Source organism: Vibrio genomosp. F10 str. ZF-129 (genome assembly GCF_000287055.2).
GTDB lineage: Bacteria > Pseudomonadota > Gammaproteobacteria > Enterobacterales > Vibrionaceae > Vibrio.
Genome location: NZ_AJYQ02000038.1, coordinates 66,139 through 78,640, shown reverse-complemented (window position 1 = coordinate 78,640; position 12,502 = coordinate 66,139). Strand labels below are relative to the sequence as shown.

Here is a 12,502-nt window from a genome sequence, read left to right as displayed (position 1 = left end):
ACAACCACGAGAGAACACCATGAGCAACAAAGCGAGTAATAAAGACGCTATCTTTTCCGCTCCCATTGATAAGATCGGTGACTTCACCTTTGATGAACGCGTTGCGGAAGTTTTTCCAGACATGATTCAACGCTCAGTTCCAGGTTACAGCAACATCATTTCGGCCATTGGCATGTTGGCCGAACGCTTTGTCAAACCGCATTCTAATATCTATGATTTAGGCTGCTCGTTAGGCGCGGCTACCCTGTCAATGCGTCGCCATATCCAGCAAGAGGGTTGTACGATTTTTGCTGTTGATAATTCGGCGGCAATGATTGAACGCTGTAAGCTTCACGTGAACGCTTATCGCTCAGATACACCGGTTCAAGTGATTGAAGCCGATATACGGGAAGTTGCCATTGAAGATGCCTCTATTGTGGTCTTAAATTTTACGTTGCAGTTTCTTTCGCCAGAAGACCGCTATGCATTGCTCAAAAAAATTCATACGGGTCTGCGCCCCGGTGGAATTCTAATTTTGTCTGAAAAATACGTTTTTGACGACGACAGTGCCAATGAACTGTTGATCGACTTACACCACGATTTCAAACGTGCAAATGGGTATAGCGAGCTTGAAGTTAGCCAGAAGCGCAGTGCCATTGAAAATGTCATGCGCCCTGACTCCATCGACACGCATAAAGAACGCTTTAATACCATTGGTTTCTCAAGCAGTGAAGTGTGGTTCCAATGCTTTAACTTCGGCTCAATGTTTGCCATAAAATAACGTTCGGTTTTAATTCAGCGTACTTAGTTTTAATTCGGTGCAATTTAATTCAGCACACTTGTTAATTGAAGACACACAGAGAGTGAACACTCAAAGTGTGCCTAACTTTGTTCAGTCATTTTCTTTTTGCATCCAGCTTTAAAAAAAATAAGCGATGCTTTGATCATGACGACTAGAACATTCGATCTCTTTACAGGAACACAACCATGTTCGATTTTGCAAATATCTATCAACTCATCGCGAATGATGACCGCCTTCAACCTTGGCTCAACACTCTCCCACAGCAGCTAACGGATTGGCAAAACGCAGAACATGGCGACTTTGAACGCTGGTTAAGAGCGCTTAAGAAGATCCAATCGGGTAAGCCCGATAATATCGATCTGAAAGAATTGGTGTCTTTAAGCAACCAAACTCCCCTGTCACAAGGGGAAACTAAGAAACTAGAAAACTTACTTAAGACTTTTCACCCTTGGCGTAAAGGCCCATACACTGTACATGATATTCATATTGATACCGAGTGGCGAAGCGACTGGAAATGGGATCGCGTCCTGCCTCATATTTCACCTCTTAAAAATCGATCTGTACTCGATGTTGGCTGTGGCAATGGGTACCACATGTGGCGAATGCTTGGCGAGCAAGCCCGTCTCTGTATTGGCATTGACCCTTCTCACCTTTTTTTGGTTCAGTTCGAAGCGATTAGAAAATTGATGGGGGGTGACCAACGCACCCACCTATTGCCTTTAGGTATTGAGCAGTTACCAAAACTTGAAGCATTTGACACCGTGTTTAGCATGGGGGTGCTTTACCATCGCCGGTCACCCCTTGATCATCTTATCCAATTGAAAGATCAGTTAGTAAAGGGGGGAGAGTTGGTGCTAGAAACCTTGGTCATTGAAGGGGATGAAAACACGGTGCTTGTGCCCGTCGACCGCTATGCGCAAATGCGAAACGTCTATTTCTTCCCATCAGCCCGTGCGTTAAAAGTTTGGCTAGAACAAGTTGGCTTTGTTAACGTTCGCATCGTGGATGAGAACACAACCACCATCGGAGAGCAGAGAACGACGGAGTGGATGACTCATAACTCACTACCCGATTATCTCGACCCAAATGACGCCAGCAAAACCCGCGAAGGGCACCCTGCGCCACGCCGTGCAATTTTGATCGCGAATAAGCCATAATTGACAATATTCTAACCTGCATTTTAGCGGATAAGATATTCTCCTGCTGCTATTAAGAAGGGAAACCCAACCCTCCCTTCTTTGCAGGAAAATACACGAATAATTACGTTTAATGGCCCTTTAAGGTTTCCAATGTTGAAAAGATTAGCTCCCGTCCTCGCCCTTGGCTTATTGTCTGGTTGTGTTCAAACCAATAGCGAACAATTTCATAACGACACTATCTCTGCTATTCAAGAATCAAACGCTCTCCTTACGAATAAATTGACTAACATCGAATTGGCGGTGAGTAATCAGACCGATTATGTTGACAGTTTAGAAGCTGAAATCCTGTCTCTTCAAGAGAAACTGCAGCACGCGACGATAACTTTAGTTCCCGCGCCTGGCTCCGAGGGAGCGGACAAAGAAAGCACGCCAACTCACGTCGTGTTTACCCCAACCTCTTCAACACAAAAAGTTGTATTGGGTGAGATAGAGCACGTCACCATCGACGCGATAAATCAGCCTTTTGACGCCCGGATTGATACTGGTGCGGCGACGTCGTCACTCAATGCTATCGACATTGAAGAATTCGAGCGTAACGGAAAAAACTGGGTACGATTTCATCTGTCTGATGGCATTACCGAACTCAGCGATGAAAACTGGATAGAATTGCCAGTTCTGCGCTTTGTCAAAATTAGACAGTCGACCAGCGAATCCGTTGAGCGTCGTGCGGTGGTTGAACTTTGGGTCAAAGTGGGCAAAATTCACGAAAAAGCACAATTTACCTTGGCAGACCGCTCTCAAATGAGTCATCCTATTTTACTCGGGCGAGAGTTCATTCGCGATATCGCGCTCGTAGATATAAGTCGCCAGTATATACATACGGAAATCAAACAAAAATAATAGGTAAGTTATGACGTCAAAAGTACCATTTTATCTGTCAGTTGTTCTGCTGATCATCGCAGGGATTGCACTGAGTGTGCTAAGGCATCAGACCTATGGTGTTCCTTGGATACCAGGTGAAACACGCCAAGTCTGGGATATCGAAGCACGAATAGAGTTCACGGCTCAGAATAAACCGGTGAAAGCTTCACTCGCCGCCCCTCATACTCAAGCCGGATACACTCTCGTCAACGAGTCGGCGTCTTCACCTGGCTACGGTGTCTCTTATATCAATACCGATTCCGGTCGACGTGCTGAATGGTCTATTCGTGAAGCAGACGGCGATCAAACTATCTATTATAAAACGCAATTCTTAGTCGACCCACAAGCAAAAGTGAGCCCGATCAAACCAAGTGGTGAGATTGTGAAGCCAACGTTTGATGGACCAGTGGAAGCGGCGGCAAACGCGCTCATTGAACGCGCAAATCAACGTTCGGCCGATGATGTCACTTTCACGCGCGAGCTCATTAAAACGCTCAACGACAGTGAAAGCCAAAATTCAGCGCTTATATTAAATACTCTCTCCAAAGTCGAAGCCGTAGACAAACTTCTCGCCTATGCGCAAATACCGAGTAAAGTCGTCGGTGTTATTGAATTGGAAGATGGGCGTCGACGTCAAAGCATACAACAAATGAATCAGGTGTGGGATGGCAACAAATGGGAGCTATTTAATCCGACCTTAGGCACTCCTGAGACTCAAGATAACCTGCTTATTTGGGACGAATCTAACGTATCCTTGCTCGATCTGGTCGGTGGTAAAAATAGCCAGGTGCATTTCTCTATGATTGCTCAAGAGGTGTCACCTAAGCAAGCAACCAATGGAAAAGTTGAGGCTGATGGGCTACTCAACATTTCTATCCATAGTTTGCCACTCGAAGAGCAAGCGATGTTTAAAACCATTATGTTGATCCCTATCGGTGCGCTTCTGGTTGTATTCCTTCGTGTCATTGTTGGGCTAAAAACATCTGGCACCTTCATGCCTGTTCTTATCGCAGTAGCCTTTGTACAGACTCAACTGATTACCGGCATTGTGGGTTTCTTACTCATCGTCGGCACAGGCTTAGTGATTCGTAGCTACCTTTCTAAGCTCAACCTATTGCTTGTTTCGCGAATATCCGCCGTCATTATTACCGTAATAATGATCATCTCGGCCTTTACCGTCATCGCCTTCAATATTGGTCTCACGGAAGGGCTTTCGATTACCTTCTTCCCTATGATTATCCTTTCATGGACCATCGAACGTATGTCGATTCTGTGGGAAGAGGAAGGGCCTAAGGAAGTGGTACTGCAAGGCGGTGGTTCATTGCTAACAGCAGTTCTTGTCTATTTAGCGATGACCAACAGCTACATTCAGCATTTGACCTTTAACTTTATTGGTCTTCAACTGATTGTATTGGCCGCTATTTTGTTGCTTGGTACCTACACTGGTTATCGTTTAACTGAGCTGCGCCGCTTCAAACCACTCGCGGAGGACTAACTATGTTTTCACAGTTTACCTCTCCAAGTAAATTGAAGCACAAAGGTATCATGGGAATGAATCAGCGTAACCACAGCTATATCGCTCGTTACAATGATCGTTCTAAGTATCCTTTGGTCGATGACAAACTGAAAACCAAAATTATTGCCGAGCAAGCTGGGTGTACTACTCCCGCATTGATCGGGGTTATTAGCCATCAAGCGGAAGTAAAAACCATCCATAAAATGGTGCTTAAATGGCCCGGCTTTGTTATCAAACCTGCTCAAGGCAGTGGTGGTAAAGGGATCTTAGTGATCGTCTCCCATAAGGATGGTGTGTATACCAAGCCTTCTGGAGATACGGTTGGCAAAGAAGATGTAGAACGTCATATTAGTAATGCACTGGCGGGGCTGTTTTCTCTTGGTGGTAAAAATGATGTCGCCGTTGTAGAAAACCTGATCAAATTCGATGAGTGTTTCAATGGCTACAGCTTTGAGGGCGTACCTGACGTGCGTATCATCGTGTTTAAGGGCTACCCAGTCATGGCGATGATGAGATGTTCAACCGCCGCCTCTGATGGTAAAGCCAACCTGCACCAAGGTGCGGTCGGTATTGGTATTGATATCGCCACTGGGCGAGCGGTTCGAGCGGTCCAGTTCGATAAACCCATCACTCACCATCCCGATACGGAGCAAGAACTTAGCCAATTACAAGTCCCCCATTGGGAGAAGCTTTTAACATTGGCAGCAAGCGCTTGGGAAATGACAGGGCTGGGTTATATGGGGACCGATATGGTGCTCGACCAAGAAGAGGGGCCAATGGTTCTAGAGCTGAATGCTCGACCTGGTCTTGCTATTCAAATTGCGAATGGGGCCGGACTCATACCTAGATTGCAGCATATAGAAAACTTAGGGACGCCTGCTGAATACCCGAAACCGGCTGAGCGCGTTGCCTACGCCGCTAAGCAGTTTGGTATTTTCAGTAAGTCGATTTCGGATTAGTTGAACAATATCCTTTCTTGTCAGCACCACAATCGCTAGCGTCTAGCGTTCGACAATCAAAATGCTTTCACGCATAAAAATGCCTTCCATATGGAAGGCATTTTTTGTTTATGGGTATATCGAACAGGAATAATGGGGGCAGTGGCTCAATCACATAGCTCATTTACATAGCCAAATTCACCACTAACCTGCATTACGAGCCTGAGCTACGATCCTTCAACCAATTCTGCGTTTAACGCTTCGCCTTGTTCTTCACTTGGCTCATTATTGAATGATTCACTGCGAGTCGCCTCAAGTGAATCCATTGCGGGTGACGACTTTGCTGCCTGACCAAAACCTCGCAGACCAACAACATGCACATGTTCATGATCTTTAAAGATTTTACGTACTAATTTATACGTTGTTCCTTTTTCTGGGCTAATGTTCTCTGGGGCGGCGATCAATAGCTGCATATCCAGACGATCACAAAGCTCAAACAGGGTCGAGATTGATTTGGTATCCAAACGCGCGGCTTCATCCAAGAATAGCAAACGACATGGAATGACATCCTTACTTCGTAAACGACGGGACTCCTCTTCCCAACTTTGGATAACCATCAGCAAAATTGACTGACCTGTACCAATCGCCTCACCCGTTGATAATGCGCCTGATTCAGCTTGAAGCCAGCCATCAGAACCGCGGCTTACTTCAACACTGAGTTCTAGGTAATTTCGATAATCAAGTAACTCTTCCCCAAGCACCTGAGGAGAACGCTGGCCCATGTCAATATGCGGGTTAACGCGCTGGAACAGTTTTGCCATCGCTTCAGAGAAGGTAAAGCGCGTACTTTCAAACAAGTCTTTATGCTGAGACTGTTGATCAGAAAGCCCATTTAACAAAATCTCATGGCTTTCTCTGACTTTAACGTTGAGACGAACCCCTTTAACCTGACCAAATCCAATGTTGGACAATCCTTGGTTCAACATACGAATGCGATTTTGCTCTCGTAAAATCGTCTTCTTAATGATGCTCGCTACCGAGTCTGAACTGATCGCTAAGCGATTTTCACGCAACGTTAACTCTTCCGTTAATCGGGCGAGTTCGACTTCCATCTCTTCGATCGCTTCAACTGGATCATCGGTGCGAATAATATCCTGACGAATACGTTCGCGCAGATGCTGGTACACCGCAATGTAGAACAGAACTTTACGTTCAGGGTGGGCATTGTCTTCTGACAGGCGAAGTGCATCGCGTAAGTCATCATTATTCGCGACCGCTAAACGGAGGGCACCTAATGATTTATCCGACATAGAGCGTAATTCGCCCGCAGACAAGTACGCCAGTTCACGTTTGTGCAAACGACGCTCAACGTCATTTTCACGAGCTAACCTCAGCACCGAACACCAGCCGGCTTTCGCCGCAACAACGAACGTTCGCAGTTCAATGTATTCCTTCTGAACTTTTCTTAGTCGCTTAGCCAACCCTTTAATTTCAAGCTCAGTCGACGTAATGGTTCTATCGCACTCACTCTTTCGATGTCGAGTAGTGTGTAATAGTTCATGCAATTCGTCTTTACGGCGTTGTGCTCGTTCTACCGCGCTTTCATCCGTGGTTACCCCGTACTCTTTCAGCTCTTGCTTAAATTCTTGTACCGTTTCTTGCTTGGCTTGATGTGAACTTTTTAGTGACGCTAAAACTTGCTGGTATTGGTTCATCTGCCCTTGAACTTGCTTATAGTCTTCGCGATAACGACTGCGTGCGCGTTCAGCATCCACCAACTTCGATTTCAACTGCTCGCTCAGTTCGCTGCTTTGGTTCAATAGATCGACAGAATCGGAATAGCTAAAATACTGTTTACGCTCAACCAGATCCGCCACCGCAAAGATTTCTGCTTTTAGCGACTGGAGTTTTTGGTCTGCATTCTGATATTCAAGTGTTAAGGCTTCATACTGCTCAGGATCACTGTCTAGCGCATTGACGATTTGCGACAAAGCGTCGACTTGTTTGCCATGATGAGATAGAAAAGCTTTTGCTTCTGTTAACGAAGCCATCTTACTCTCTAATTCATCATAGCGAGCACCGAGTTCAGTGTCCTCAATGAGCGCCATCATCGGTGCCAATTTATCTAACACCGTTAGTGCTTGCTTACTTGCTTGACGTTGGCTGTTAAGCTGCTGCTCGTTAGACTCTAGGTCTGATAGTAAACGTGCCCCTTGAGTATGAATCTCTCTCTGATTGGCAAGTGCTTGCTCTGGATCGTGTTCAAAAGCAACTTGAATATGGCTCGCGACAAAGCGGTTGAAGCTTTGGTACAAACGAGACAGTTTTTGCGAATCAAAAGCCGCCTTGGCATGATGTTCTAATACTTCTTCACGTTCCTCTCGCAATAGCTCTAAACGCTGTTCACGTGCCGCTCGGCCAAACAGCGGGATCTCTGGAAAACGCGAGTAACGCATTTGACGGTCGTTAAGCAGAACACAAACCGCCCCTTCAAGCTCATCGGCATTAAATGAACTGTCATCAAAAGCGTCGATATCCCCTTCAATGATGTAAAGGTCTTCTGGGCAATCATCAAGATCCACCAGCTTCTCTTTAATATCAGTAAGATCGGAAACCACAATCGCGTTACGTGCCGGGCCGTACATTGCACTGAAATAAGGCGCATCACCGAGAGTAATGTCATCGTAGATTTCAGAAAGCAGGACACCGCCTAAGGTATCGGCCAACCCTTTCAAGCGAGGATCATTTGAACCACCTGGCGATGCTAGGCGTTCAATTTCTGCATCTAATCCTGTTCGTTTTAGAGCTAAGCGATCTTTCTCAATTGACAAGGTTTTTTCTTGCTCTAAGACTTGCTGCATGGTGTGCATAACCGAGTGGCTATCAGGCAGCTCAGAACCACTCTGCTCTCTTAACCCATTTAACGCATCATTCGCCGCAATCCATGTCGGGGCTATCCCTTCTAGCCTCTTAATTTCACCACTCACAGTCTGAAGCTGGTTGCGCTGCTCACTGCGCTTTTCACGCAGCTCTTCTAGGGCAAACTCTAGGCTGTCTATTTGCTCGGAGTGGCGCTCTCGCTCTTGCTCCAAACTGACTTCATCAACCAAATTGACGTGATATTGTTTTTGATAGTGAGCGACCGAGTCCAAGAGCTGCTTCTGCTGCTCTAATTGACGCTCGACTTCTCGGAACTGTGCTTTCCATTGCTGCTCATTTTGAGTGATTTGCTCAGCATGACGACGGTTATTGAGTATCTCTTTCGCCACACTAGGAGCATCAACACGTTCAACTGGGCCTGCGATCGATTTCACCAGTGCCAGTGCCGTTTCAAATTGCTCAGCGGCGGCCGATGAAACATCAAGCTTATGCTTCAGTGCCAGTAATAACGTTGTCTGTTGTGTCTCTTCGCGCTTTAACTCGCTTAATACTGACGAAGCAGAATCGGCGGTTAGGTCATCATTAGCAAGTAAGGTTTTGGCTTTAGTCAACGCCTGTACAGCTTGTTGATATTGCAAAGCTCGAGTTTGCTGAACATCTAATGCTTGTTGATAATCTGCCAACTGAGTTTTTAGGCTGTCCACTTCTTCTTCAGCAATATGCGCTTGCTGCTCAACCGTCATAAGTTGCTCTTGAGCTTCTTCAACCACCATCAGCTGTTCTTCAAGGCGCTCATTCAGCTCTTCCAAATCCCCTTCATAGCGTTCCACTTTTTCTTGTTGCCTTAACGCAGTAAGCACTAATTGGAGATGATCGGAAGCACCTTGATGATCTTGTTCCAGTGCCGACTCTTTATCTACTATCGCTTCAAGTTCTTGCTGCACATTGGTCAATAGATCGTGTTGCTCAATGAGAGTGCTTCGTGAGCTAAACAGCTCGGAACGAAGCGCCAAGGTATTATCTAACTTAGCCTTGCGCTCATTTGCATGACGCATGTAATCGGCTGCAACGTAGTGTGTTGATTCGGTAATTAGGTGTTTGAACAGATCACGATCCGCTTGGGTCGTTTTGATCGCCTCTAGAGTCATGCGGTTTTCACGCAATGCCGATTCCATGTCTTGGAACGCTTTTTTAACGCCACCATTTTGTGGTAACAGATAATCACGTAATGAACGCGTAATCGCGCTCGAGATACCCCCGTATAAAGACGCTTCAATCAGGCGGTAGAATTTAGAGCGATCGCCGCTGTTACGCAGTTTTTTGGGCACCACACCATATTCGAACATCTGCCCGTGGTAATCGACTATCGAGCTAAATGCTTTAAAATAAGCCCCTTCATATTGAGCGGTGACGTCTTTCACTTCGTTCAGTTGACGAACGCGAGCGTGGCTGTCTGAAACGCTTTCAATCAGAATATCCGTTGGCTTGATATGGCTCGGTAAACCTTGAATGACAAACGGTTTAATATCGACTTTTTTGTCTCGACCGGCCACCTGCTGAAGCTTCACGGCAAACAGTAAACGTTGTTTTTTCGAGTTCACAACGTCAAGAGCTGCGTAACATGCGCCAGGCTGCAACTTCCCGTAAAGCCCTTTATCACGTGAGGCTTGTGAGCTCCCCGCTTCTGTTGTATTTCTAAAGTGAAGTAAGCTTTGGTCTGGAATAAGCGCCGTAATAAAAGCGGCCATAGTGGTCGACTTACCCGCACCGTTCCCACCCGACAAGGTGGTAACTAAATCATCAATATCAAAGGTTCGCGCAAAGAAACCGTTCCAGTTGATCATCGTGAGTGATTGATACTTTCCTCTTTCAATCATGCGTTACCTTCCATATCTATTTCGTCTGCTTCGCTATATTGAGCGTCATCATTGTCTTCAGAGTCGTCGCTATCTTGTAACAATTCCCCTTGGCTTGGTTGTTGCGTATGAACCACCGCTTCACCATCTCGAATCAAACGCAGCTGCGCGTCTCTAACATCATCACCAATACGAACATCGGCACCAAAACGGAAAACCGACTCGCTTATCTGAAATTTACCGGTTTCACCCACATTAATTACCATGCCTAATCGGCGTAATCGACGCAGTGAAGTCCGTACTTTTTCAAACAGTTTTTCTCTATCTAAATCTGATCCGCTTGCCCTGTTTGTCACTAACTTCATAAGTTTCTTTTCATCAGCGAGGTTCAGTAGCTCTTCATACAGCTCTTGATTGGTAAAAATGCCTTCATGGGCAAGTCTCTCTGGGCTTAGGTACAGGAAACACAGAACTTTACCCACCAGCATATCGAGCTCAGTTAATACACTGCGGTTGATAAGCGAAGTTGAACGTGGACGAAGATAGAAAAAGCCTTCCGGTGCTTTCACCAACTCAACGTTATAGCGTTGATAGAAAAGGGCCAATTCCGTTTCAAAATCACTGAGTAAAGCGTGTTTATCCAGATCGTCACTCGATACATGACGCCCCATGCGCAATAGGCTGTCGAGTTCTGGGAACAGTGGGTTTGATATTGCTTTTGCCAGGTTTTCTGGCATGTATTCATTAATATCGGTCGATGACATTTGCTTGTACCTTTGCACCAAAATCATTAATTGCTTGCCAATTAGGTTGAATCGCTCGGTAGTCTGATTCCGAATACCCTAATCGAACGGCTTGATCAATAATCATTCTGGCTAAATCAAAATGATGAGTCTGTGGATGAGTGAATAGATAGTCGCGCAGCACCTGACTTAGATCGATATGGCTGCCCTGTTCTTTATGCTGCTTGAGCATCGAACTGATTTTGGTTGATAACTCTGTATTCACTCGTTGAATTTCTTCATACTCAACGTCAAGTGGAACTTGCCCTGTGACTTCATCATCACGAAGAACAAGGGCTTCATCTCGTAAGTCACTTAATCGTTCCGCATCGGCATAAGTCAGATACCATGGAGAATCAAAATAATCGGTAACCGATTGACGTAGGCGTTGACTGAACGCACGGTTTTGATCCATGTCTATCGCAGTACGAATGAATTTGTGCACATGGCGATCGTACCCTATCCAAAGGTCGATAGCCTGCTGACCCCAGCTGATGATTCGATCTAATTTAGTTTGTAAACTGAACAAGGCTTCTTCAATTTCTTCAAAGGTAGGATCACCATAAACCAACCCTTGAATATCGAGAATTTGGGTTTGCAGTTCATCACCAGCGGCTTGCAAGGTATCTTGCAGTTCTTTTAATGTCGACGACGTTTCTGACAGTAAAGATTCGCAATTATTAATGGCTTCTCGCCAGTCTTTATTCAATAGCTCTGCTATTTGAAGCTTTACGTTCTGCTGCTGTTCATCCATCACTCGTTGATTGAGATCGATTTGGTCAAATATTTCACCCACCGAGTATTTCAAAACGCCATACACTCGCTTTTTCCAGTGCGTCGCATCGCCACCTTGGTGGGCTGACTTAGACGCTTTCGCCATTTCATCAGCAGCCATAGAAAGCTGAATCGATAGTTTCAACTTAGAAAATTCTCGGTGACGCAGGTAGTAATCGGTGATGCCGATAGCAAGCGATGATAATCGGTATATACTCGCCCCATCCGTCACTTCACTGGTGAAACGGCTGATTAAACGTTGCTTGACCAATTCATTGATCGCGTTATTCGCGCGAAACGCGGAGGCTTCTCCGGTACTTTCAAACATCCGAGTGACGATGGTAAAAGCATCATGCAACTCACCTTCACCCAGTTCTTCATCAAACCTATTATCACTTAAAACCGCTAACGCTATTAAAAATGCGAGCCGTTCATTTGAGAGGTTTAATGAGAAATCGTGCTGCTTTACCCAACCAACCAATTCATCCACTGGCTGTTCAGCAACATTGAGAGTCATCTCACTCATGTCTATTCCTGATTTCTTTTTCTTTTTACCAACACATCAACACTTCAATGCATCGGCCTAATGGCAAGTACGGCTCTTATTCGACATGACTGTTTGTCTAGAATCAGTACTGCTTCTTATTATGGGTTGTTCCCTATCCTCGCTATACTCTATTCACCTTTAAGTGAATAAATGTCTAACGAGTGTCGTAGTATTTTCTCCTAACGAGCCCGTTTTAATAGAGTCGCTAAGTGCTTTCTGTAACAAAGACCCATGTTCAAACCGTGTAAAAATAACCGAAGGTCTTCCCAAACAATGACTTGGCGTGCCTAGGCTTTACTCAAACCATCCATGTTTTTTACAAATTTGTGGGCGATATCGTCGAAATCACGGCGTTCGCTTACAACAGT

At 45.4% G+C, this 12,502-nt stretch carries 8 protein-coding genes; 5 read left to right on the top strand and 3 right to left on the bottom strand.

The features are described 5' to 3' along the window. Positions 1–19 precede the first annotated feature (19 nt). The 5 genes from cmoA to A1QO_RS05270 all read left to right on the top strand — a co-directional run bounded on the left by cmoA (position 20) and on the right by A1QO_RS05270 (position 5,316). The gene (cmoA, locus tag A1QO_RS05290) at positions 20–760 is read left to right on the top strand and encodes a carboxy-S-adenosyl-L-methionine synthase CmoA (protein ID WP_017033768.1); all 741 of its coding nucleotides are present in this window, start codon (positions 20–22) and stop codon (positions 758–760) included. Between the two features lie 206 nt (positions 761–966). Next, positions 967–1,938 carry a tRNA 5-methoxyuridine(34)/uridine 5-oxyacetic acid(34) synthase CmoB gene (gene cmoB / locus A1QO_RS05285; RefSeq protein WP_017041149.1) on the top strand — a complete coding sequence of 324 codons (972 nt, stop codon included), beginning with the start codon at positions 967–969 and terminating at the stop codon, positions 1,936–1,938. A gap of 132 nt (positions 1,939–2,070) precedes the next feature. Next, on the top strand, positions 2,071–2,820 hold the full coding sequence (locus tag A1QO_RS05280) for an ATP-dependent zinc protease family protein (protein WP_017033766.1): 750 nt from the start codon (positions 2,071–2,073) through the stop codon (positions 2,818–2,820). Between the two features lie 10 nt (positions 2,821–2,830). After that, positions 2,831–4,336, top strand: coding sequence for an inactive transglutaminase family protein (locus A1QO_RS05275; protein ID WP_017033765.1), 1,506 nt, complete (start codon positions 2,831–2,833; stop codon positions 4,334–4,336). A gap of 2 nt (positions 4,337–4,338) precedes the next feature. Beyond that, positions 4,339–5,316, top strand: a complete 978-nt coding sequence (locus A1QO_RS05270; RefSeq protein ID WP_017033764.1) for an alpha-L-glutamate ligase-like protein — start codon at positions 4,339–4,341, stop codon at positions 5,314–5,316. Between the two features lie 206 nt (positions 5,317–5,522). On the opposite strand, the gene mukB is transcribed toward A1QO_RS05270, so the two are convergent. Genes mukB through mukF form a run of 3 tightly spaced genes read right to left on the bottom strand, consistent with a single transcriptional unit; the run spans position 5,523 to position 12,113 of the window. Then, complete coding sequence (gene mukB, locus A1QO_RS05265) at positions 5,523–10,052, bottom strand: chromosome partition protein MukB (RefSeq protein WP_017040184.1); 4,530 nt, start codon at positions 10,050–10,052, stop codon at positions 5,523–5,525. Next, on the bottom strand, positions 10,049–10,795 hold the full coding sequence (mukE, locus tag A1QO_RS05260) for a chromosome partition protein MukE (RefSeq protein ID WP_017040185.1): 747 nt from the start codon (positions 10,793–10,795) through the stop codon (positions 10,049–10,051). The genes mukB and mukE overlap by 4 nt, the downstream gene beginning before the upstream one ends. Next, complete coding sequence (mukF, locus tag A1QO_RS05255; protein ID WP_017040186.1) at positions 10,776–12,113, bottom strand: chromosome partition protein MukF; 1,338 nt, start codon at positions 12,111–12,113, stop codon at positions 10,776–10,778. The genes mukE and mukF overlap by 20 nt, the downstream gene beginning before the upstream one ends. Between the last annotated feature and the right edge of the window lie 389 nt (positions 12,114–12,502).

What these genes read in the sequence shown, in the direction of transcription:
- cmoA (WP_017033768.1), top strand. Translation starts at nt 20, where the DNA reads ATGAGCAACAAAGCGAGTAATAAAGACGCTATCTTTTCCGCTCCCATT.
- cmoB (WP_017041149.1), top strand. Translation starts at nt 967, where the DNA reads ATGTTCGATTTTGCAAATATCTATCAACTCATCGCGAATGATGACCGC.
- A1QO_RS05280 (WP_017033766.1), top strand. Translation starts at nt 2,071, where the DNA reads ATGTTGAAAAGATTAGCTCCCGTCCTCGCCCTTGGCTTATTGTCTGGT.
- A1QO_RS05275 (WP_017033765.1), top strand. Translation starts at nt 2,831, where the DNA reads ATGACGTCAAAAGTACCATTTTATCTGTCAGTTGTTCTGCTGATCATC.
- A1QO_RS05270 (WP_017033764.1), top strand. Translation starts at nt 4,339, where the DNA reads ATGTTTTCACAGTTTACCTCTCCAAGTAAATTGAAGCACAAAGGTATC.
- mukB (WP_017040184.1), bottom strand. Translation starts at nt 10,052, where the DNA reads ATGATTGAAAGAGGAAAGTATCAATCACTCACGATGATCAACTGGAAC.
- mukE (WP_017040185.1), bottom strand. Translation starts at nt 10,795, where the DNA reads ATGTCATCGACCGATATTAATGAATACATGCCAGAAAACCTGGCAAAA.
- mukF (WP_017040186.1), bottom strand. Translation starts at nt 12,113, where the DNA reads ATGAGTGAGATGACTCTCAATGTTGCTGAACAGCCAGTGGATGAATTG.